The organism is Desulfobacter curvatus DSM 3379, assembly GCF_000373985.1.
Lineage (GTDB): Bacteria > Desulfobacterota > Desulfobacteria > Desulfobacterales > Desulfobacteraceae > Desulfobacter > Desulfobacter curvatus.
Genome location: NZ_KB893070.1, coordinates 26,349 through 47,559 on the forward strand (window position 1 = coordinate 26,349; position 21,211 = coordinate 47,559).

A 21,211-nucleotide genomic window follows, 5' to 3' on the forward strand; every position below is an offset into this window, starting at 1 on the left:
ATTAGGATTAACAATTATGAATTGAGGATAAATGATGAAAGAAAAGTACATTGTCTTTTTTATGAGTAAAACAAAAAAGAAGATGGTTAAATTTATTGAAAAGCAGCTTCATGAAAGAGGTATTGATGATATTGTACCTTCTTATGGGAATATTCTAACAGTACTCTATGATTATAATAAATCTTTGAGCATGAAAGAAATTGGAGCGTTGTTAGGTAAAGAAAAGTCAACGATTACCACATTGGTTAATAAACTCGAAAAACTGGGCTATGTATCGAAAGTCAAGGGCATTGGTGATCAGCGGACTACACATGTTTGTTTAACTGAGAAAGGATTGAGTATTGAAAAAACATTTGCTGAAATATCCGCTGAGGTTCAGAATGTTGCCTACAATAATTTCACACTGGAAGAAAAAAAAGAACTTCTAAGACTTCTTAAAAAGCTGAATCAAAATTTTGATAACGGATAGTGGTTGCAAAAATAGACCGTTATAATGCGACTAAAAAGCTATTCAAAAATTCTAATGCGGCTTTACATAACCGTGCGATCTTGATATGCCGTTGGATATATAAAGTTAAGTATACAGATCTGGATACAACTTGACGCACAAGAGTAAAGAATTTTTCATAAATCAGACAATGAGAAAGAGCTTGATAATAAAGTGGCCAGTGAAAAGCAGCCGGACCTTTTCACTGGCGAAGAAATTATTGATGTAACACCCATTGCACAGGAGGATTAACGATGCAAGACGATTCTTACCCCAACATTATGGCCTTTTTTAACGATTTAAAGATGAAGCAAAAAGCCACTTATCCTGACCGGATGAATGAGGGCGAAGTGTCCACGGTTATCGACCTTGCAATCCACGCCACAAATTCAGAGTCAATGGGTGGCGGCATCAAAGGGTATGACAAGCTTTTAGAAAAAATCACTCGTCAGATGTCATTGGATCACGGCGAAGAAGCCGTGATCCGTTCTTTAAAGCAGATTATAGGACTCTTGGAGAAGATCGCTGAGTATACCCGTCAATTAGAGGAAGAAGAAGCGGGGTGCAAAAGCAATGAAGGTTCGTATTAACAAAGATGATTAGCAAAGAGGGTACGATGCCGGTTACGCCGGGAGGCCAGATCAAGCCCCCCGGCTTTAAATTTTTAAATGAGCCTGGAATTGTAGAAATTAAAGTACCGTCCAAAATCGTCCCTGAATGTCCCCTAAAAAAAATTTCAGACTATGATTGATTTTATTTCTTTGAACCTTTCAATTTCAAAATCAGGGTTCATTTCCAATCTGCTTCCAAAACCGAAATTGCAAAAAATACTGTTGATCCCAACATTCAGCGCAAGCTGTAAATCGGTATGATGATCTCCGACCATCCAGGTGTTTTCTTTTTTTCCGTTGAAGCCTTTTTTTCTGGCAATTCGCAGCACTTCATAAAAGCCCTCTGCCTCAGGCTTTGTTGTAGAAACATCACCGCCACCCAAGGTTGTAATCAGATATTGATCCAGTCCAAAAAAAGCGGTGATTTTGCGGCACATATCGCCGGGCTTGTTGGACAAAACTGCCAGAAAAAATCCCTTACCCCAGAGAGTCTTTATCGTGTCTGAGACGCCATCATAAAGCCGGGTATCCACAACAAGATTCCTTACATAATATTCGGTAAATCGATTGCACGCGCCGGTTATATCTTTTTCAGGCTGGTCATGGAGTGATTTTTCCATCAACTGAGTGCGTCCGCCGCCAACATACCCAACAATTTTATCCATAGGAAATTCAGGAAGTCCGTATGACTTGCGGACCAAATTAACAGCACGCCCAAGATCAGTCCGTGTGTCTGCCAATGTTCCGTCCAGGTCGAATATAATTAATTTGTTCACTGCAACTCCATAAACAGGTCAATGGGAAAATACTAATTTAAAAAAATAAGGATAATTGCTAATCAATTTTGCTGTGAAAAAACAAGCCTTACGCGTTGTAGGGTTCACTGGAACCTATTTGAAACCCTTAATTCATTTTTTTGGAATTGGTCGCAGTATTCAAAATCTTGCCGGTCCGGTTAAATAGATATTACGGGGCCTTATATTCCTCATATAATTTCTGAAATTTTATTATTTTAACCCCAATATCGGCGGTTTTTCCGTTTTTGGGGGCTCCGTTTATTGTGGTGAGTGACGGCACCGTCGAGGCTGCCGTCCGTTAAGTTGCCGCCTGAAATTAAAAAAGAGGATCATTGGAAATGAAATCTTTTTTGTCGGGCAGATCCGCAATCGTTAAGGCTTTAAATTATCGGATAAAATTGGTCATTATTTTGCGTGCCGGGGCAGGGGCGGGAATCTGTTCTTTTCCATGGGCGATGATTTTCATGATCCATGCCATATTTTGGCCCAACACCTCCATGATCTGCTTCCCCTCTGCATCTTCTTCCATCTGTCCGGGCGTCAGGCCGTGGGCCACATTCCAATAGTTTGAAGAGGGCATGACCATTTCGGAATAGTTGATATAATGGTTAAGGGTTTCCAAAGTGGAGATCCCCCCAGAGCGCCTGACCGCAGCAACCGTAGCCCCGACTTTTTGTCTGAACAGCCCGCCGTTGACCGAGGCCACAAAAAAGGCTCTGTCAAGAAAGGATTTCATTGTCCCGGCAACACCGCTGAAATGAACCGGGGAGCCAAGTAAAACCCCGTCGGCCTCTTTGATTTTTTGGATCCATTCATTTACGGGATCATCTTTAAACGCACAGGCTTCATCCTGATTTTTGACACAGCCGTGGCAGGCAACGCAGCCTTGGATTTTCTCTTTTCCAACCAGGATCATTTCCGTTTCAATACCGGCCTTTTCAAGTTGATCAAAGACGATGTTCATGGAACAGGCCGTATTCCCTTTTTTTCTCGAACTTCCATTAAATCCGATAACTTTCAAGTCTATACTCCTTTATTATAGCTATGGTGAATGAATTTTATGCACGGATAAAACGTATCTTCCTTATTATAAAACCGGCTTGCCGAGTATCAAGGGGGCGTATATTTGATTAGGGGTGACAGAAAAGTTAACCTTAAAAAACTTGGTTTTTCGCATAAGGGTGCCATGCACTGCGGAAGAACAGGGTTAGTCGATTAACCTATTACCTATCACACAGTGTCCGATGATAGATGTTCTCAAGCTGCTCCGGGGTCACGGGCTTGTTTCCTGCGGCAGCCGCGGCCCGGACCCGGGGCAACAACCTTTGGGCGACATCGGTATCAATGTCGATATTCCGGTGGGCAAGTTCATGTTTTATGGCAGCCGACCCGGAATGCACACCTATAACCATTTGCCTTGACTTGCTTCGGCCCACCTGCTCAGGGTCATATAATTCATAGGAGTTTGTATCTTTTAACAGGCCGGCGCAATGGATGCCGGATTCATGGGAAAATATCCTTGATCCCACAATGGGTTTGGCAGGATGGATCTGCTGTCCTGAAAATTTTGCCACGGTATTGCATAGTTGGGCAAGTCCTGAAAGGTGCATATTACTTTTTTTTGCACCAATGCCGAACAGGGCCATGGCGGTTTCTTCAAGGGGCGCATTGCCTGCCCGTTCCCCTAAGCCGTTGACGGTTACGCTGATGGCCTTGGCGCCGGCATCCACGGCAGACACGGCATTAGCCGTGGCCATGCCAAGGTCGTTGTGCCCGTGAAATTCCAGGGTCAGCCCGGGAAGACGGATTAAAAGGGTCTCTATCATATCCATAAGTGCGGACGGGGTGATCATGCCCAATTTTACATGTATGAGTATCCTATTCTGGATTCAGTCTGTTTTGCCGTAAGAATTGTGTTTACAATATTGTCAAACAACTGCAGTGCCCCTTTGTAGCCGACGTGCAGGATACGCGAGCCGCCAATTCGGTCATGGATGGGAAATCCCACCCGGACCATGGGGATTTTCAGCCGTCTTGCCATGGCATATCCTTTGGAGTTGCCGATGATGATTTCAGGCCGCAGATCTTCGTTGGAGAGCATGCCGGGAAACAGGTTAATTGATTCCCCTTCCTTAGACCCGTTCACGGTCCTTGTTCCCTGCGGATTGAAGCGGTCCACCACTGCGGCCACGGCTCCGTGAAATCCATCCACGTGGGTGCCGGTATATGATGGTGTGGATACATGGACCAGGGCAGTGTCCCCGATGGCGTTGCCCATGCTGTTTAAAATTAACTGGACATCATCACCAATGGTTTCAGAAAGACACGTGGTCGCTATACCAATCATGGCCGGTGCATACTGGCGTGTCACGTTTTCAATGGCCAGTTTCAGGTTGGCACCGCCGCCGAAGACGGCTGTCTCTTCGGTAAAGTTGGATGAGGCAATATCCACGGGCTCCTTGTAATGGGAGATCAGGTATCGCCGCATATAGGTGGAGCACCCCTGGGAGCCGTGGAGCAGGGGCACACTGCCTTCAATTCCCTGGAACACCAGTGTGGCCCCGAGAGGCGTGCACATTTTGCACGCATTCTGGGTGGGGGTATATGAAGGTGTCTCTTTATTAAGTTTGCTCGTGGTCATATCGCACTTTCCTTTCCGGCCGGGTTCTGCCGCCTGGGTACAAGATCCCATACCGGGCTTGTCACGGTTTCGTGTACTTCTTTTGCAAAATTAACCATGCCTTCAAATCCCACCAGAGGAATTTTTCGTTCGTGGTTATGGTCGCAGAACCCGATGCCCATTTTATAGGCAATGGGGCGTTCCTTGACCCCGCCGATAAACAGGTCCGCGTCCTTCTCAACGGCATATTTGGCCAATTCAGGGGGGGGTGAATCATCTAAAATTACGGTGCCGTCGTTGCACATCTGCCGGAGCACCTCATAATCTTCCTTGGTACCGGTCTGGGAGCCGGCCAGGATCACTTCCATGCCCAGGGTTTTCAATGCCTTGATCAGGGAGAATGCCTTAAAGGCGCCGCCCACGTATATGGCGGCTTTTTTGCCTGCAAGATCTTTTTTTCATGGTCTCCAGGCGGGGAACAATGGCCTGTACTTCCTTTTTATTCAGATCCTGGGTCTTTTTTAAGATCTCAGTGGATTTCTTAAAGTGTACCGCCACCTGGTACAGGGCATCCGAAGTGTCTTCAATGCCAAAGTAGGAGACCCTTATAAAAGGAATGCCGTACTCTTTTTCCATCTGCTTTGCCAGGTGGGTGACCGAACCTGAACACTGGACCACGTTCAGGGCTGCATTGCGCGCCTGCATCACTTCCTCCACCCGGCCGTCTCCGGTGATCACGGAGACCACCTTTACCCCCATGGCTTCATAATATTTTTTTATGATCCATGTCTCTCCGCCAATATTGAATTCTCCCAGGATATTGATGGAGTCGGGGATGGTGACCTGGGGCTCCTTGTTTCTTTCAATCAGACTGAACAAGGCGTCACAGGCGGCTTTGTACCCGTCTCTTTTGGTGCCCTTAAATCCTTCAGAGTGCACAGCGATGACGGGAATGTTGGTCTCTTCTTCCACCTGGCGGCAGACCGCATCCACGTCATCACCAATGATACCCACAATGCAGGTACAGTATATAAAGGCGGCTTTGGGTGAATATTTGTCAATCAGCTCCAGCAATGCCTTTTTCAACTCGATCAATTCGGGTCGGCTGCCGTACCAGTACCTGTCCGGAATATCCTTAAGGTTTTACAAGATCATTACACAAGCCACCGAAATTTGACCTGGCAAATTATATGGGGTTGCTCTATATGGGAGTGAGGCTTATATGAAAGTCTCCAGCAAGTAGCTGGATTCTTTCTATCTTTGTTGTAGGCCGAAGCCTGGGTGTAGATAGACCAGGTCAGCCCATGTCTGTTATATATTGAATACAGATTTATACCAGGCTGTCATTTTTTCCTCAAAATCCTGCTGGTGTGCCCGGTTTTTCATCTGGTGATCGCCGCCGTCATGAAGGATCATCTCTTTGGGCGGTTGCATGGCGGCATAGAGGATCTCTGCATTTTCCATCGGGACCACCTCATCGGCACGACCGTGGAAAATCATGACATGATGCAACACCTTTGCATGGTTGGAAAGATCATATAAAAGGTTCTCCTTGAAAAAATCCAATGAAAGGGCAGGGCGCTTGCCATTGCCTGCCAGAGGTATCCTTTTTATGGTCCGGGTGTTCACGGGGGAGGCGCACAACACAGCACCCTGAATCCTGAATCCTGCACATTCAAGGTCATGCCAGGCCTTTATACAGGTGGCACCGCCCATACTGGAGCCAAACAGGGCAATCCGGTTTGATGTAACCCCCATGTCAAGCACGTGGCCCACTGCCGCACAAAAATCCCTTGCGCGTTTTTCAATACTGGTGTCGTCGACAAAACTGCCCTGACTGTCGCCGCATCCTCTGTGGTCAAAACGGAAAAACGCAATATTATTTGTAGGCAGAACTTTTGACAACAGCAGCTGTTTTGCCGAGTTCCGGCTGCCTTCAAGGCCGTGGGACCCCACAACAAGGGGCGGCATAGGGCATGGGGGAAGATGAAGGGTGCCTTTCAGGGTCAATTCATCAACTGTAAAAATTGTTTCTATTATTTTCATCTTGTTTTTGTGCTCATATCTTTGTATATTAGCCAACTTTTTTTACTTCAACCATATGATCCAAGATATAGTATAAAATGCCCGTTAAAAAAAGAAAAACCTACGAACTTGACATCATTGACCTTGCCTATGGCGGCAAAGGTCTGGCCAAACCCGAAGGGTTTCCCGTGTTTGTGGACCGTTGTGTTCCCGGAGACCGGGTTTTTGTAAAGATTTCCAAAAAAAAGAAATCCTGGGCCGAAGGGCGGCTGATCAGTATTGTCACCCCTTCGCCTCTTCGCCAGGAGGCAAGGTGCGAGTACAACCGGTTTTGCGGGGGCTGCAAATGGCAGCAGTTGCCTTACGAGCGCCAGCTTGAGTACAAAAAGCGCCATGTTGTCGAGTCGCTGGCGCACATCGGGCGCTTAAAAGATGTCCGGGTCACCGATGTTGTGCCCTCGGATTACGTCTACGAATATCGAAATAAAATGGAATTTTCCTGCTCTTCCATGCGCTGGCTCATGCCGGAGGAACTGGCTGATGAATCCGTTAAAAAAGGCTTTGGCATTGGACTGCATGTACCCGGCACCTTTGACAAGGTGATTGATATTCATAACTGCCATATTATGCCGGCCCTGGGTAATGACATTTTAGAGACCATCCGTGGCTTTGTGGCCGAATCCGGGCTTGCTGCATATCATCTGCGCAGACATGAAGGGTTCTGGCGCTTTGTCATGCTAAGACATTCCGTGGCCAGGGACCAATGGATGGTAAATCTTGTGACCAGTGAAAGAAAATCTGACGTAATCGAAGCTTTAAGCAAAACGCTTGTGGAAAAATTCAGCCAGATAAGCTGTATTGTCAATAATATCACTGATTCCCGGTCCGGGGTCTCCACGGGCAAGGAAGAGATACTTGTCTACGGCGAAGATCATCTCATCGAAATGCTCGGGTGTTATCAGTTTAAAATTTCGGCAAACTCGTTTTTCCAGACAAATACCCGGGCCTGTGAAAAACTGTATACCAAAGTTAGTGAATATGCAGGTCTTGACGGATCCCAGACAGTTTTGGATCTCTATTCAGGCACAGGAACCATTCCCATTTGGCTTTCCGGTCAGGCAAAAAAAATATACGGAATTGAAATTGTTCATTCTGCTGTGGTCGACGCAAGGGAAAATGTTAATTTGAACGGCATTGATAATTGTACCTTTCTGGAAGGGGACATCAAGGATGTCTTTGGGCAGGTTCCTGAAAAGCCGGATGTGATTATCATTGATCCGCCCAGGGTGGGCATGCACAAAGATGTGGTGGGACACGTGTTGGCCCATTCACCGGAAAAAATCGTTTATGTCTCCTGCAATCCTGCAACCCTTGCCAGGGACCTTGAGATGCTCGCTGCGCGTTATGCCGTGCTGGAAGTAACCCCTGTGGACATGTTTCCCCACACCTATCATATAGAATCTGTGGCGTTGCTTGTGAAAAAAAGTTAGTGTTTGGAGGCAAAGCCACCCATCTGCTTCTTACATATGGGCAACTTTGCTCCCAAACAAGAGATTTGGTTCAGGCGTGTCAAGAATCTAAAATTTAGCCCATGGATAGAATGGCGTCTCCCAGGGCTTTACCGCCGTCATCATCGTCACCTTCTTTAGGTTCACTGAATACACAGCTTAAAATAAGCATGTCTTCATTTTTTTCAGTTGTGATTTTATATGGTTGCTTGTGAAAAAGGCTGATCATGCCTTTGTTGTGTGGAGACGTATAGGCGATCAGTCCTTTAATACCGTTGTCAATGGCCGCTTGATTGAGTTTCTTCTGCAGGATTTCAGCAACTCCCATGCCTTGGAATTCTTTTGATACGGAATAAGCAACTTCGGCCATGTTGATGATCGTGTTTCTGAAATACTCGCCCACAGCAATAATTTTTTCAAATCCCAGTTCGCCTATGGTCGCGACGATGGTCAGGTCATTGATATAATCAATTTCATAGGTGGTATCTATTTGATCATAGGCAAAACTTTTTTTCTCATGAAAGAACCTGGAAACAATATCTCCACGATTCATGGTGTAATAGTGTTCCTGGATAAACCGTTCATCCGTCGGTTTTGCCGGTCTGAATGTAATGGGAATATCTTTTATGACAATGGTTTCCTCATATTGAAGCGGGTAGACGCCTTTAATGGCTTCTTTAAATTTGCGGTCACTGTTAATCAGGCCCATATCCTTGGCTGCGGCAAACAACTCATCCCTGAAGTCCGGGTGTGCAATGGATACCAGCGCCATAACCCGTTCCTGAAGTGTTTTACCAAAAAGATTCACCAGCCCGTATTCTGTTGCCACAAACTGGACATCTCCCCTTGGCACCACCACCGCGTGTTCTGCTATACGTGGTACGATTCGACTTTTTTGTCCGTGATCCATGGTGGAAGTCATCATAAGGATGGATTTTCCACCTTCGGACATGGCTGCTCCCCGGGTGAAATCAAGTAGGCCGTTAATCCCGGTGTAGTTGTTAAGCGGCAAGGCATCGGCAGCCACCTGGCCGGTTAGATCAATGGCCATGGCCGTGTTCAGCGTGACCATTTTATTGTGGCGACCGATGATTCCCGGGTTGTTGGTATAATCCGATGGGTAAAATTCAATGGAAGGGTTGTCGTCAAGGAACTCATAAAGCAATGAGGAGCCTACGGCTGCGCTGGCAACAAGCTTGCCGTTATTAAATCCTTTCTTCTTATTGGTGATCACCCCAATGGAGAAAAGATGCATGATTGCATCCGACAGGTATTGTGAATGAATTCCAATATCATTCTTACCTGACAAAGCCAACATAACTGCCCCAGAGGTTAAACTCAGACTCGTCTGGATGGTTGAACCATCTTCGATGAGACGTGAAATATGTTTGGCAATAATATTGTTGGACTCATGCTCAGGACGCGGTTGGATGGTTAAAAGCGGGGCCTCATGTTCCACAATAAAATCAACATCATTAACATGGATAAAGCTTCTGCCCAGGACCCGTGGCATTTGGGGGTTAATCTGGCATATGACAATATCAGCAGTTTCACAGGCCGAAAGATTGATATCCACGGAAATGCCAAGACTCATCCACCCAAAGTCATCGGGCGGTGATGCCTGGATCAGCGCCGCATTCAACGGCATGAGCCCGGATTTGAACAGATGTGGGATCTGGTACAGGTTCGCAGGCGTAATAAATCTTTGATTTTTTCTGATAATGCTTGGACCGCAGGACCCTAAATAAAAGGATCTGATGTTGAACTGCTGAGAGTGGGGCTCATTGGCAATAAGCGTCAGCGGTCCACTTTCAATGCTGAGCAGGCGCACGATTTCTAGATCAGTGAATCTTGCAGAGATCGCGGATAACTCTTTGACAAGATGCTGGGGCTCAGCGCAGGATGAGCCTATAAATACGCGTTGACCAGGCCGGATATGTTTCAGGGCCGCCTGGGCGCTGCAACATTTATCTACGTAGGAATCTGCCCAGTAAGTGGATTTTGCCATAGTCATCCCCCCAATATTTATTGTCTGCTTGAAAGCGGTTTTTATATTCCTTATTCAAAGGCAGATATGGTTTTACATAAAAATGTAAAGGCGGGGATTATCATATATAAAAAATATACGGTTGTGAATATTAAACTAAGCTTAAATGCATCAATTTAAATACAGGTGGAATAAAGGTTAAATTTGTTTGCAAAGCCTGTGAATGGTCTGGGCATGCCATTGCCCCCGGCCAGAAAAGGTCGGAATGCCTTTATCTCTTAGATATTCAGCAATCGTTGAAAATGTGGCGCCCTGATCCCGCATCCTGTTGATGGTGGCGATGATGTCATCTTTGGTGTAATGGGTGCCCGAGGCGTAGCTGGTCGTTGCAATCGGCATGTCATCCACCGTTTGCCTGTTTGCCATAAGCGTTTTCAAGGATTCAAAAAAATCAGCCATGGCATTCTGCTGGCGTATCTGGGATTCCATGATGATCTCACTTACCTCTGCCAACCGGCCGATTTCTTTGACCAGTTGCGTGGTGTTTTCGGCAATAACCGGAATCAGGTCATCGAGTTCCTGTTTCCTTGCTTCTTTTTCCGGTATGGCATTGGACCGGGTAAAGGCGGAGGGTCGTCTTTCTTTTGGGATACGCCGTTCTCCGGGCGTAAAGTAGTTGGTGTCCATGTTTTTTTTTATGGACGAGGTCTCCTTTTTACCGGAATTTCTCAGATTTTTTAAAAAATCGTTCAATGAAGTTTCCTCCGTATGGTTAAGATCTCTCAAAATTACACATAAAAATTGCTATGTATTGAGAAATAGAACTTAACGTAAGAATACCGTTCAATAATACTGTTTAGGTACTTGAGTCGCTTCTGGATATTAAATGAATGAAGTTCAGCCGGATTATTGAACATTACCTATTTAAGAACAAAATAGCACAATAATTAAATTATTTAACATAGATTTATGAAAAAAGTCAAAACTTTTTAATGAATTGGCGAAAAAGGCGTTACACCAGGAGAACGAATTTTTGTTTTCCGGCATCCGGCAAAAAAAAGTTTGCGGATGCCGGGAAAAAATTATGATGCTTTAACCGTTTGTACCCCAAGTCTGTAATTTATGATATCTTCAACCGTGAGCATCGTAAAGCCGTTATCTATAGCAAACTGTGCAGCTTTAGCAAGCCTGGCCATGGTTCCGTCGGGATTTGTAAGTTCGCATAAAACCCCGTATGGGGGTAACCCCGCCAGGCTCATAAGATCAACTGTGGCCTCGGTATGCCCGGCGCGTTCAAGGACGCCCCCGGGTTTTGCCTGTAACGGAAAAATATGGCCGGGACGATTGAGATCATCCGGCGCCGCATCTTCGGCAATGGCCGCCTGAACGGTTGTTAATCGATCCTGGGCGGAAACGCCTGTGGTGACATCCTTGGCCGCCTCTATGGATACTGTGAAGGCGGTCTGGTATTGGCTTGTGTTGTTTTTTACCATTGGAAAAAGGTTTAAGTTTGCAACCTTTGCATGGGGAAGACACAGACAGACAATGCCGCTGCACTCCCTGATCAACATTGCCATCTGGTCTACTCTAAGGCTGTGTGCCCCAAAAATGAGGTCCACTTCATTTTCCCGGTTTTCATCGTCGGCCACCAAAACGCCTGAGCCCCGGCGAAGGGCTTCAAGTCCGGCCTGTAAACGCTGCTGGGAATTTCCAAATTGGTTTAAAGGATTCTGATTCATGATTCAACTCCTCGATAAGTGTTATAAATTAATACATGAATCAGGGCGTGGGAATAAAAAGGCAAGATAACACCATCCATTGCCATACGGTTACTTGCCGACAAAAGCCGGCAGTAATCTGTAAACGCAATAGTATTGTGTCTTTTTGCTTATTCTCTTCCATCCGGACTATAACCGTCGGCTCTGGAGTTTCACCAGATCTGCTGACCTTTGCGAAAAAAGCGGCAAAGCGCTCGCGGGCTTCCTGGAATTTGACCTCAAACTGCCAGGTTACCGCCGGTGGGGAATTTCACCCCGCCCTGAGAACGCAGAGGATACTACGCCGGTAAAGGATTGATGTCAATCCCTTACCAGGATAAAAATAATACCTTATAATTCGTAGAAGATTTCCCAAGTTTGGTTTTTCTGTAAAAGTATTGCGTGACTAATAAAATATTGACACAAAAAATAAATTAAGATAGTAAAAGTTGTAACTGAAATTATTATTTAAGGCGAAAACATGAAATCATCTAAAGTAAAAGCAGCTCTGACTTGTCTTTTATCCACTCTACAGCCGGTTTTCATATGGGGGCCGCCCGGCATCGGTAAGAGCCAGATTGTCCGGCAGACCGCAGCATCTCTTGGCCTGAATCTTGTTGACATCAGAGCGGTTCTTCTGGATCCGGTTGATCTTAGAGGACTTCCCAGGATCAGCCAAGATGGCCTGTCCCACTGGTGTGCCCCGGCATTTCTACCCACTGAAGGCTCGGGCGTTCTGTTCCTTGATGAGCTTAATGCAGCCCCGCCCCTGGTTCAGGCGGCATGCTACCAACTGGTACTTGATCGAAAACTTGGCGAATACCGGTTGCCTGACAATTGGGCTGTTGTGGCCGCAGGCAACCGGGAACAGGACCGTGCGGTGTCGCACAGGATGCCGTCGGCGCTGGCAAATCGTTTTGTACATATTGATTTTGAAGTAGATACGGATCAGTGGCTTGAATGGGCTCAAGAATATGGTATATCCAGGCAGGTGCGGGCTTTTATACGATTTAGGCCCTCGCTGTTGCATGATTTTGATCCCAAAAGAGAAACACGGGCTTTTGCGTCCCCACGATCCTGGGAGTTTGTATCAAAGCTTTTAGAATCAAATCCGGATCCTGAAATGATTTATGAGCTTGTTGCAGGGGCTGTGGGAAAAGGGGCGGCAGCTGAGTTTTCAGGATTTCTTGAGCTATGGAACCAATTGCCTTCGCCCTCGGATATCATTTCTGATCCCCGCGGCATACCTGTTCCGGATAATCCTGCCGTCCTTTTTGCCCTAAGTGAAATGATGGGCGCAGCCATGACGCTTGATAATATTTGTCTTGTTATGTCCTGGGTCCAACGCCTGCCCCCTGAATTTTCCGTGCTTTTAATGCGTGAAGCTGTGCGTAAAACCCCTAGGATCGTTGAAACCCCTGCTTTTTCTGACTGGGCATCCATGAATGCACAAATTTTGGTGTAACATTGACAATAGAAGATAAACAGGCAAAAAACCGGTTGCTTAAAGCAAGGGCTGACATGGTGTTAAACCACCCGTTTTTTGCATCCCTTGCCATGCGTCTGACACTCAAAGAGGACCGGACCTGCAGGACTGCCTGGACCAACGGAAAAACTTTCGGTTACAATCCAAACTACATTAATATCCTTCCCCGTGAAAAACTTGTGGGCCTGTCCGCCCATACGGTGATGCATTCTGCCTGCAACCATCATCTGCGCAGAAAAGATAAAGATCCTCAGACCTGGAATAAAGCCTGTGACTATGTCATTAACCCTATTTTGCTGGACGCGGGATTGGATCTACCCGACGGGTTCCTTTGGGATGAGGCATATATCGGAAAAACGGCAGAACAGGTCTATACCCGCTTGATGGAAGGGCAGGGGGAAGAAGAATCCGAGAGCGAGGAAAATAATGATTCTGATCCTTCGGCACAAACAGCCAGCCAGGATGAAGAACAAAAAGATGAGGAGAAACACAGTTCAGCCACAGATGATCCCGAAAATGGCGTTGAAAAAGAACCCGGCCCGGATGAGAATACGGATCCAGGGGGGACAGGTGAAGTCAGGGATGGCTCCGAGCCAAAGAATAAAACCTTTTCAGAACACAATGATGGGGATACGGACTGGGATCAGGCATTAATCCAGGCGGCCTCCAATGCCAGGCACATGGGAAAACTTCCAAAGGGAGCAGACATCCTGGTCAGAGAACGCTTCAGCCCCACGCTGCCCTGGACAGCCTTGCTCTCCCGGTTTATCCAGCAATCCGCACGCCATGACTATACCTGGACAAGGCCCAATCGCAGATATATTCACCAGGACCTTTATTTTCCAAGTCTTGTGTCGGATCAACTGCCCCAGCTTGTGCTTGCCGTAGATACCTCAGGCAGCATTAAACCTGCTGAACTTGAACGGTTTGGGGCCGAACTTCAGGCCATTTTGTCCATGAATCCAAGTCTTATACACCTGGTTTATGCGGATATGGCTGTCACGGGATATGAAATGATTTCCATGGAAGACTTAAATCTGTCCTTTGCGCCTAAAGGTGGCGGGGGAACAGATTTCACTGTGGTGTTTGACTTTATCGAAAACCAGGGTATTCATCCGTTCTGCCTGCTGTTTTTTACAGATATGGAGTGCATGCGTTTCCCCTCATTCACCCCCGCCTATCCGGTGCTTTGGATAAGGACCGGACATGGCGGTTTCACGCCGCCATTCGGAGAAATAATCGATATGTTGCCTGATGATGATACTTGAGAGACTCGGAAATAGTAATATGAAAATCAATTGGCAGATTAAAAAAAAACGGGGAAATTTCAGGCCCAGGCTTACATATACAATAAGTCTTGAATCATTTGAAAAAGAGTTGGCCATCCACGCAGTGCGGATTGAAAGCGATATACCCATGATTCCAGGTTCTCATTTAAGCTATTGTCTGCCGGGTGAACACGAACGAAGCCCATCATGGAAACCGGACAGATATCATGTGTTTCAGGTGCCCTATTTCAAAGACGGGTATTCAGATGGATTTATCCGTTTGCCGTTTAAAGATTCGGGACAATACCCGGAAGTGGCGTCATCTTTTAGAAAACTTCGGGAAGAATACGAAAAAAAAGTGCGCAGCGTTTATGAACAATCCCCGTTGGAACAAACAGGCAGTCTTGACATCAGTGATGATACCCGAAGCCGGATTGCATCAAAGGTTACAGCCGATCGTCTGTTATCCCTGTTCGGATAATATTATTTAGAACCCATGGGTTAGTTTCAGAAAAAAAGATTTATTGACCGGATCAAATCCCGGTTCAAATTCAAAGGTTTTGTTCAGGATTTTTATCTGGGCGGCTTTGTTGTACTTGTGGGCGGCTGTTATGGAGCCATAAATATTGCCCGAATAAAAGCCGGTCTCCATAAAGGTAATGACACCGCCTAGGGCGGGGTTGTCATGGTCAAAGGCCGTGTATGCGGCCCAGATTAATCCTGTATTAAAGCAGAAATTGATAAAGGCGTCTTTGTACCGTTCACAATAGAGCATCCCCCCCCCGGGGATAATGGCCAAAACCCCTGCAAGGACAGGACTTTTTGTGGGTGCGTTTTCGGCTTTGTCAATGGCTTTTAGTTGCTTTGCTACCTTGAATTCCCGCTGTTTTTCATGGCTGATCAGCAACAGATTTTTACGGGCAAAGTCAAGTTCATCTTTTCCAAGGTTCCCGGTGTTCTGGATATGCATACGGGCAAGTTCCAGATAAATCCGGTCTTTTGTTTCGGTGTCCCGGGTCAGTTTTAAATAATTTTGCAAAACAACCTGGGCATAACCTGTGTTGCCCATGGCCTCAAAGGCTTGACTCTGCATAAAGCAGGATTTCCGGGCCCAGGGACTGTCTTTATCCTTGGACTGACGGATAATTGTATCAAATCGTTTGGCAGCCTCATAAAATTGTCCTGAGTGAAACAGGGCAACGCCTGTGGTATAATCGGCACGTTCATGCCTGGGATCCTGGGGAAAAAAATGGAGAAACCGTTTAAATTCCACCTGGGCCGCAGTAAAATCTTTTTGTTCAAAAAGTGTCAGGGCATAGTCAAACTGCATGTCTGCCGTAATAGAGAGGCCGGGTTGATCATCGGGTATTGCAAGGGCATAGGGTAAACTAAAGCCCCAAATAAATGCAAGAACGGCCAGGGATATCAGCAGATGCTTCATTTTTGTTGATCCGGATTTAAATCCGACATCCGGCCTGAACCTGAATGATACAATTTTTTTGCTGTTGAGTCATTTTCAATGGCAGGCGATTTAGGTGAAAACCACCAGAAATCATTGGCACTGACCGGATCAAATGTTAATTCGCGTCCATTGACCTTGATGTGGGGAGAAAGGCGAACCTCATCCCTGCCGCACCTGAGTAGACGGTCGCAGGCCATGATCCAGCCAAGGCCGAATCCATGTTTTTGGATGGCCTGGTTACAATACTGGGAGCAACTCGGATACATGGGGCAGCGATTGCCGTCGATGCCGGATATGTGCCTCTGATAAAATTTAATTATGGGATTGGTGTCGGTTTTGTTGTTTTCCGTTGGGTCCTGAGCCCAAATTACAGTAGGTTGCGCATTTAAAATGAGAAGGCATAAAAATAAAAGAATAAATGTTTTCAATGTAATCTATATAGATTATAAAATTTTTGTTGTGGGTTGAGTCTGGTCAGCCCATGGCTGTTACTGTTCAACCTCATTGACGGTATACGCGTTATCCTGTCCACTGAAAACCAGTTCTTTGGGTTTCCCACGTCTGAGGATGGAAATGGTAATATCTGATTGGTCGTCGATGTTGTCATCAAAACTTTCAAGATCCTGGACATCTTGAATTTCAACGTCGTCAACGGCCTGGATAATGTCCCCGTTTCGAAGACCTAACAGCTGGGCCACGGAGTCTTTTTTAATACTGTAAATCATAACACCTGACGCTTCGCCGTTTCTAAAAAAGGGCCGGGTTTTAAACAATTGATTCGACTGGGATACCACATCAGGCATTTCCTGCTGATTCGGGATGTTGTGCCGTGGCTGTGTGGGTCTTTTGTCAGAAAAACCACGTTTTCTGTTCTGTGAGGGCAATTGATCCGTATTTACTTCAAGAATTTGATCTTTGCCGTTTACTGTTAAAATAACCTTGTTTCGTAATATGGCTTTAATGTTGGCACCCTGAATTTTATCATTGACCCGGTATAACTCCTGCTGTTTTGTTTTTATATCCTTTATTACAGCCCAGCCATCTTGTTTTTTTTGCCCTGTTACCGTGCCCCAAAGGGTCAGTTTCAGGCTGGTTTTCTCAAGATTCAGATCCAAGGGTTCAGATGCCTTTTTTTGTTTACCGTTTACTTCAACCTTGAAAAGATTTCGCTGGGTAACCTTTTCAATGATTTTATATAGCTTGACAGGTTGAATGCGTTTCAATGTTGATTGGGGTTGGGTATTGTCTATCTCTGGGTTATTTAAGGATAGTTGTGTCTTGGGTGTATCAGTCAGCGGATTGACCAAGGCATATACCTGGAATGCAACTATTATTATTAAACCTATTAAAATTATAGTAAATATCGGCTTCATTTTCGTTTAAAGGCATTGCCTCCGTAACAAAAGTTAAAAGATCTGTGTCAGTTACCCATACTTTTTTATAAAAATCAAACTAAAAAATAATGAGAAGATACTGAAAAGAATTATTCATATATCCGGGCAAGGTTCATCGCCGTCGTTTGACGCGTCTGACCAGTTTTTTCTTTTTTGGTGCAGGTTCTGCTGTCGCGGCCATATGCTGAACGGGTGCAAGCAGGTTGTCCTGGGAATAGGTGCATGACGCCCTGGGACATTTAAGCCCCAGGGTGCCTGCAGGGGTGGTGAATTCAATCAAATAGGGGTTTTTGCACAATGGACATTCAAAATGATAGGGTTTATCCCAGGAGACGAACCGACAATCCTTCTGGCTGCAGGAGTAGAAAATTTTTCCTTTGTCCGTGGTTTTTTCTTCAACCCTGCCATCTCTGCACACAGGGCAGGGCATGGCCAAAGTCTGCTCAAACTCGGCGATTCTGGACTCAATATCATCTTCGACTTTTGCTCCATCTGCTTGCTTTTTTTCAAGTTCTTTGGCCTCAGTCTCCTTTTTCGCCTCTTCTTCCCTGCGTTTAAATTCTTCCTCAAGGGCTAAAAGTCTGGCTTCCTTTTCAGCCATTTCCCGTTCTTTTGCCGCAAGGGCTTCGGCTTTTTCCTGGGCTTCCATGGCTTTGGCCCTGGCTTCTTCGGCAGCTATTTCTTTTTCTTCAATCGCTTTAAGCTTTTCTGCAAGTTCCTGTGCAGCAACCTCTGCTTCTTTAATTTTCTTCTCTTTTTCCGCTAATTCTTTTTCCAGCTCTGCGGCTTTCAAGGATGCTTCTTCAGCTTCCCTGGCTTTTTGTTTTTCAGCTTCAATTTCTTCAGGGCTTGGCTCTTTGTCAAAAAGATTTTTAATTTTGACCTTTTCCTGATAGCCGTCAGTCCGCTGTTTTCTGGATTTCATCAGCTGGGATAATTTGTTGAGTTTTTCTTTTTTCAACCTTGCTGAAATTTGTTTTGACTGTACAGTGACTGACTTGTGAACCCCTTTGACCATTTCGGTTGCCCGTTCCTGTGCGCGGTCTTTTGTCACTGAAACACCACGGGTTTTAAGGGTTGTTTCAAAGCTTTGTTTTGCAAGGTCGAGACTTTTTCGGCCGGAATTGACTTCGTCATTTATTTGAAGAACAAACGCGATCAAGTTAAGGCCCTGCATACCCGGAAACATGGAGTCTAAAAAACCGACCATCATAAAAGCAGGCATTTCCGCTTTGAATTCACCATTGGCAAGTGTTTTGATGTAACCGGATCCCAAAACGGTTGATATGGCCTTGTCAAGGTAATCGTCCTGATCAAGTCCGATATCCACAAGTTCGGATGTAAAGCTTTTGCGGTTGAATCGTTCCGGAGGAGAGTCCGGATACGCCTTGATTTCACGTTCCCGATCCACACTGATGACGATACAAGAGATGGTGGCAAGATTGAAAGACATCAGCGCCATATTGGAATCTACATCAATAAACGCGGTGATTTCCTTGGCTAGAATTTCATCCAACTGTTTCCTGACTGACTCCCGCTTGGTGCTGCTGCCCTCCGGCATATCCATACTCCCTTACTCTTTATTGTTAATTTCAGAGATCAAATCTGCGATCTCAACAGCCATATCCTCAACTTTTTTTTTGTCCGGTTCGCCATTAAACGCTTGAGTTGTTGGCGAATTTTGAATTTCCACGTCTTCGTTGTTTTCAAGCACCTCATCTTCTCTGGTGGTTGACATGGATAAGCATTCACCGCCGCGGTTAAATATTACCGAAAGGGGAACCTTGATTTCGAAATCAAATTTGTATGCGATTTCGTTGTTGTAGACGATAAGATTTCCATCCTTATATTCAATGTCATCCTGAACCGCAAAATTATGTTTGTCAAGCAGCATCTGCTCGATGACATCCCAGTCAAGTTCGGCATTTATGGTATCAATAAACTCTTTTTCACTTTCCTGGATAGATTCTGGATTGGTCAATTTCAATGGAGTCTCCTCATTTTAAATTGAATGAACCGATAATCTCCCTGGCGATCCCAAGATAAGCCTGGGAAGCCTGGGCTTTAATATCGTACAAAGACAGCGGACTCAGGGAGGCCCCTTCCTTGTCAAGCATTTCATCGTCAGGGATCATGGTTTTGTAGATCAGGGGACGAATTTGTTCCAACACTTCGGGAACCGCACGATGTTCCATCTGTTTTTCACTATTGCATCTGTTGAACAATATTCCTGCAATGCCTAACGGTGTATTGTGGGATGTGCGTATGTACCGGACAATTCTAATCAGTGAATAAAAATCATTGACCCAGTTTTCATTAGGGATGACCACTGCTGCAAGCCAGTCTGCTGCCGTCATAGCGGCAAGGCTCAGATATCCACAGGATGACGGTGCATCGAGAATGATCAGGTCGTAGTCATGCTTGATCTCATCAATAACCAGGCGAACAAGCTTTTCGTTGTCCATGTGTTTGCTAAGTTTAAGGGATATGGAAAAAAGATCGAAACCTGCCGGCAGGATATATAGTCCGTCAATATCTGTGCCGTATACGGCATCAGGAACGCGTATTCTGCCGGCCAGCACCTGTGCGAGGTTATAATCATTTCCGTTTGAATCAGTTTTACGCCATTGGGACACGTGTGCCTGGGGGTCGCAGTCAACCAGCAGGACTTTTTTCCCATAAAGCGCCACAGAAGCGGATAGATTAAGGGCTGTGGTGCTCTTGCCGGTTCCGCCTTTCAGCCCTGAAATAGTTAATACATTTCTCATATTTTTTATCTCTTTAACATACTCATAAAAAATTTATCAACGCCGAATGTTATAGTATCAGGGCTTTCATCTGCGGTCAGCATATGAATTATTTTTTATTTTTGTCTTAAGATCAAGATTTTTGTACAATTGAAATATACAATATCTTATATCATAATATTTGTACTAAAAGCACGTTAAAACATGTGTTTAGGCAAAAAACGTATCATCTCAGCTAAAAATATTAAAATTTTCAAGATCATTTAAAAAGGAGCATTTTAAGGTTTGGCCAATGTATCCATCACACTGTCCGGCATTACCGAGGCATTAGAAAATCTTAACTACCGCCCCGGCTCCATAAAGGATAAGGCCATTCGAGCCATATCTGCCTATTATGTTTCCGAAGACAGTATTCAGAATCTTTCGTCCATTGACGGGGACAGTGTTATCCGTCGGATATGGGATGTCGGGGATGATCCTGCAAAAATAAAATCCAAACGAAGAAATTTCTCCAGCCTTAAGTCCTCTATCAACAGCGACTTGAAGAAATTGTCCGCAAACGGCCTTAACCCTGAGGACATAACACTGACCGAGGCAAATGTCTTTGATATGACGGAGGATGCTAAAAACAGCCTTCTGCAATCTTTCAGTGATGCCGTAAAGACCGATGGATTTGATCCTACCAAAGCTGGTGATGTGCTTAACGCCGTGGCTGAGTTCCTGGATAAAATGCAGCGTCCTGATGCCGAAAGTGAGTCTGTTGACATCATAGAACAGATCAAAAAGGTGCTTACCCGGCTTGGCGCCGGAAATTTGGATGACCACGAAGGTTCAGGCAATGATGGTGACGGTTCACCCGAAGACGACGTTGAGATAGAGGAAATTGATGATGACGAACTTGAAGAAATCGAAGAGATAGATGACGATCAAGAGATTGAAGAGGTGGACGAAGACCTTCTTGATGAAGAGGTTGAGGAAATTGATGATGATGTTGACATAGAAGAGATTGATGATGACGAACTCGAAGAAGTCGAAGAGATAGATGAAGACCAAGAGATCGAA

The 21,211-nt window shown here is 45.4% G+C and carries 22 protein-coding genes, 1 pseudogene and 1 riboswitch; of the genes and pseudogenes, 7 read left to right on the forward strand and 16 right to left on the reverse strand.

The window, feature by feature from the left end; genetic code table 11:
- Positions 1 to 31: 31 nt before the first annotated feature.
- Together B147_RS0116375 and B147_RS0116380 are read left to right on the forward strand one after the other, a co-directional pair.
- Positions 32 to 469: a MarR family winged helix-turn-helix transcriptional regulator gene (locus B147_RS0116375; protein ID WP_211216949.1), complete on the forward strand. Its 438-nt coding sequence runs from the start codon at positions 32 to 34 to the stop codon at positions 467 to 469.
- 272 nt (positions 470 to 741) lie between these two features.
- Positions 742 to 1,077 (forward strand): hypothetical protein, encoded by a 336-nt coding sequence (locus B147_RS0116380; RefSeq protein WP_020588284.1) that lies wholly within the window; start codon positions 742 to 744, stop codon positions 1,075 to 1,077.
- A 146-nt stretch (positions 1,078 to 1,223) separates the two neighbouring features.
- Here the strand turns inward: B147_RS0116380 and B147_RS0116390 are convergent, their stop codons facing one another.
- From B147_RS0116390 to B147_RS0116420, 7 genes are all read right to left on the reverse strand, one after another.
- Positions 1,224 to 1,874: an HAD family hydrolase gene (locus B147_RS0116390; RefSeq protein ID WP_020588286.1), complete on the reverse strand. Its 651-nt coding sequence runs from the start codon at positions 1,872 to 1,874 to the stop codon at positions 1,224 to 1,226.
- 406 nt (positions 1,875 to 2,280) lie between these two features.
- Positions 2,281 to 2,916 (reverse strand): flavodoxin family protein, encoded by a 636-nt coding sequence (locus B147_RS0116400; protein ID WP_020588288.1) that lies wholly within the window; start codon positions 2,914 to 2,916, stop codon positions 2,281 to 2,283.
- 202 nt (positions 2,917 to 3,118) lie between these two features.
- Positions 3,119 to 3,748 carry a LeuA family protein gene (locus B147_RS28670; protein WP_020588289.1) on the reverse strand — a complete coding sequence of 210 codons (630 nt, stop codon included), beginning with the start codon at positions 3,746 to 3,748 and terminating at the stop codon, positions 3,119 to 3,121.
- A gap of 8 nt (positions 3,749 to 3,756) precedes the next feature.
- Positions 3,757 to 4,536 (reverse strand): nitrogenase component 1, encoded by a 780-nt coding sequence (locus B147_RS0116410; protein WP_020588290.1) that lies wholly within the window; start codon positions 4,534 to 4,536, stop codon positions 3,757 to 3,759.
- Positions 4,533 to 4,937 carry a nitrogenase component 1 gene (locus B147_RS33200; protein ID WP_281167894.1) on the reverse strand — a complete coding sequence of 135 codons (405 nt, stop codon included), beginning with the start codon at positions 4,935 to 4,937 and terminating at the stop codon, positions 4,533 to 4,535. The genes B147_RS0116410 and B147_RS33200 overlap by 4 nt, the downstream gene beginning before the upstream one ends.
- A complete protein-coding gene (locus B147_RS33205; RefSeq protein WP_281167895.1) occupies positions 4,921 to 5,610 on the reverse strand; it encodes a nitrogenase component 1 in 690 nt (229 codons plus the stop codon). Before B147_RS33205 ends, B147_RS33200 begins: the two co-directional genes overlap by 17 nt.
- A 216-nt stretch (positions 5,611 to 5,826) precedes the next feature.
- Entirely contained in the window at positions 5,827 to 6,561 is a 735-nt protein-coding gene (locus B147_RS0116420) for an alpha/beta hydrolase (protein ID WP_020588291.1), read from the reverse strand.
- A 77-nt stretch (positions 6,562 to 6,638) separates the two neighbouring features.
- Here B147_RS0116420 and rlmD point away from each other — a divergent pair, with 77 nt between their 5' ends.
- On the forward strand, positions 6,639 to 8,030 hold the full coding sequence (gene rlmD / locus B147_RS0116425) for a 23S rRNA (uracil(1939)-C(5))-methyltransferase RlmD (RefSeq protein ID WP_020588292.1): 1,392 nt from the start codon (positions 6,639 to 6,641) through the stop codon (positions 8,028 to 8,030).
- A gap of 94 nt (positions 8,031 to 8,124) precedes the next feature.
- Here rlmD and B147_RS0116430 read toward each other — a convergent pair whose 3' ends face one another.
- From B147_RS0116430 to ribB, 3 genes are all read right to left on the reverse strand, one after another.
- Positions 8,125 to 10,056: a bifunctional acetyl-CoA hydrolase/transferase family protein/GNAT family N-acetyltransferase gene (locus B147_RS0116430; protein ID WP_020588293.1), complete on the reverse strand. Its 1,932-nt coding sequence runs from the start codon at positions 10,054 to 10,056 to the stop codon at positions 8,125 to 8,127.
- Positions 10,057 to 10,233: 177 nt separating this feature from the next.
- A complete protein-coding gene (locus tag B147_RS0116435; protein ID WP_020588294.1) occupies positions 10,234 to 10,788 on the reverse strand; it encodes a recombinase family protein in 555 nt (184 codons plus the stop codon).
- A 329-nt stretch (positions 10,789 to 11,117) separates the two neighbouring features.
- A complete protein-coding gene (gene ribB, locus B147_RS0116440; RefSeq protein WP_020588295.1) occupies positions 11,118 to 11,774 on the reverse strand; it encodes a 3,4-dihydroxy-2-butanone-4-phosphate synthase in 657 nt (218 codons plus the stop codon).
- Between the two features lie 147 nt (positions 11,775 to 11,921).
- A riboswitch (FMN riboswitch) is annotated at positions 11,922 to 12,085 on the reverse strand.
- Positions 12,086 to 12,273: 188 nt separating this feature from the next.
- Between ribB and B147_RS0116445 the strand changes: the two genes are divergently transcribed.
- From B147_RS0116445 to B147_RS0116455, 3 genes are read left to right on the forward strand one after another with little or no spacing between them, the layout of a single operon-like run.
- A complete protein-coding gene (locus tag B147_RS0116445; protein ID WP_020588296.1) occupies positions 12,274 to 13,257 on the forward strand; it encodes an AAA family ATPase in 984 nt (327 codons plus the stop codon).
- A gap of 2 nt (positions 13,258 to 13,259) precedes the next feature.
- Entirely contained in the window at positions 13,260 to 14,546 is a 1,287-nt protein-coding gene (locus B147_RS0116450) for a vWA domain-containing protein (RefSeq protein WP_020588297.1), read from the forward strand.
- A 19-nt stretch (positions 14,547 to 14,565) separates the two neighbouring features.
- Positions 14,566 to 15,027 (forward strand): hypothetical protein, encoded by a 462-nt coding sequence (locus tag B147_RS0116455; RefSeq protein WP_020588298.1) that lies wholly within the window; start codon positions 14,566 to 14,568, stop codon positions 15,025 to 15,027.
- 6 nt (positions 15,028 to 15,033) lie between these two features.
- Here the strand turns inward: B147_RS0116455 and B147_RS0116460 are convergent, their stop codons facing one another.
- The 6 genes from B147_RS0116460 to B147_RS0116485 form a co-directional block, all read right to left on the reverse strand.
- On the reverse strand, positions 15,034 to 15,987 hold the full coding sequence (locus tag B147_RS0116460) for a tetratricopeptide repeat protein (protein ID WP_020588299.1): 954 nt from the start codon (positions 15,985 to 15,987) through the stop codon (positions 15,034 to 15,036).
- Positions 15,984 to 16,436: a membrane protein insertion efficiency factor YidD gene (gene yidD, locus B147_RS33210; protein WP_020588300.1), complete on the reverse strand. Its 453-nt coding sequence runs from the start codon at positions 16,434 to 16,436 to the stop codon at positions 15,984 to 15,986. Before yidD ends, B147_RS0116460 begins: the two co-directional genes overlap by 4 nt.
- A gap of 60 nt (positions 16,437 to 16,496) precedes the next feature.
- The gene (locus B147_RS0116470; RefSeq protein WP_083927922.1) at positions 16,497 to 17,381 is read right to left on the reverse strand and encodes a type II secretion system protein N; all 885 of its coding nucleotides are present in this window, start codon (positions 17,379 to 17,381) and stop codon (positions 16,497 to 16,499) included.
- 133 nt (positions 17,382 to 17,514) lie between these two features.
- Positions 17,515 to 18,963, reverse strand: a complete 1,449-nt coding sequence (locus tag B147_RS0116475; RefSeq protein ID WP_026259695.1) for a DNA topoisomerase I — start codon at positions 18,961 to 18,963, stop codon at positions 17,515 to 17,517.
- 12 nt (positions 18,964 to 18,975) lie between these two features.
- Positions 18,976 to 19,389, reverse strand: coding sequence for a hypothetical protein (locus B147_RS0116480; RefSeq protein WP_020588303.1), 414 nt, complete (start codon positions 19,387 to 19,389; stop codon positions 18,976 to 18,978).
- A gap of 10 nt (positions 19,390 to 19,399) precedes the next feature.
- On the reverse strand, positions 19,400 to 20,170 hold the full coding sequence (locus B147_RS0116485) for a ParA family protein (protein ID WP_020588304.1): 771 nt from the start codon (positions 20,168 to 20,170) through the stop codon (positions 19,400 to 19,402).
- 264 nt (positions 20,171 to 20,434) lie between these two features.
- On the opposite strand from B147_RS0116485, the pseudogene B147_RS31825 reads away from it, so the two are divergent.
- Positions 20,435 to 21,211: pseudogene (locus B147_RS31825) on the forward strand (SUMF1/EgtB/PvdO family nonheme iron enzyme); the annotation flags it as partial.

What these genes read in the sequence shown, in the direction of transcription:
- B147_RS0116375 (WP_211216949.1), top strand. Translation starts at nt 32, where the DNA reads ATGATGAAAGAAAAGTACATTGTCTTTTTTATGAGTAAAACAAAAAAG.
- B147_RS0116380 (WP_020588284.1), top strand. Translation starts at nt 742, where the DNA reads ATGCAAGACGATTCTTACCCCAACATTATGGCCTTTTTTAACGATTTA.
- B147_RS28670 (WP_020588289.1), bottom strand. Translation starts at nt 3,748, where the DNA reads ATGATCACCCCGTCCGCACTTATGGATATGATAGAGACCCTTTTAATC.
- B147_RS0116410 (WP_020588290.1), bottom strand. Translation starts at nt 4,536, where the DNA reads ATGACCACGAGCAAACTTAATAAAGAGACACCTTCATATACCCCCACC.
- B147_RS0116420 (WP_020588291.1), bottom strand. Translation starts at nt 6,561, where the DNA reads ATGAAAATAATAGAAACAATTTTTACAGTTGATGAATTGACCCTGAAA.
- rlmD (WP_020588292.1), top strand. Translation starts at nt 6,639, where the DNA reads ATGCCCGTTAAAAAAAGAAAAACCTACGAACTTGACATCATTGACCTT.
- B147_RS0116430 (WP_020588293.1), bottom strand. Translation starts at nt 10,056, where the DNA reads ATGGCAAAATCCACTTACTGGGCAGATTCCTACGTAGATAAATGTTGC.
- ribB (WP_020588295.1), bottom strand. Translation starts at nt 11,774, where the DNA reads ATGAATCAGAATCCTTTAAACCAATTTGGAAATTCCCAGCAGCGTTTA.
- B147_RS0116445 (WP_020588296.1), top strand. Translation starts at nt 12,274, where the DNA reads ATGAAATCATCTAAAGTAAAAGCAGCTCTGACTTGTCTTTTATCCACT.
- B147_RS0116455 (WP_020588298.1), top strand. Translation starts at nt 14,566, where the DNA reads ATGAAAATCAATTGGCAGATTAAAAAAAAACGGGGAAATTTCAGGCCC.
- B147_RS0116460 (WP_020588299.1), bottom strand. Translation starts at nt 15,987, where the DNA reads ATGAAGCATCTGCTGATATCCCTGGCCGTTCTTGCATTTATTTGGGGC.
- B147_RS0116470 (WP_083927922.1), bottom strand. Translation starts at nt 17,381, where the DNA reads ATGAAGCCGATATTTACTATAATTTTAATAGGTTTAATAATAATAGTT.
- B147_RS0116475 (WP_026259695.1), bottom strand. Translation starts at nt 18,963, where the DNA reads ATGCCGGAGGGCAGCAGCACCAAGCGGGAGTCAGTCAGGAAACAGTTG.
- B147_RS0116485 (WP_020588304.1), bottom strand. Translation starts at nt 20,170, where the DNA reads ATGAGAAATGTATTAACTATTTCAGGGCTGAAAGGCGGAACCGGCAAG.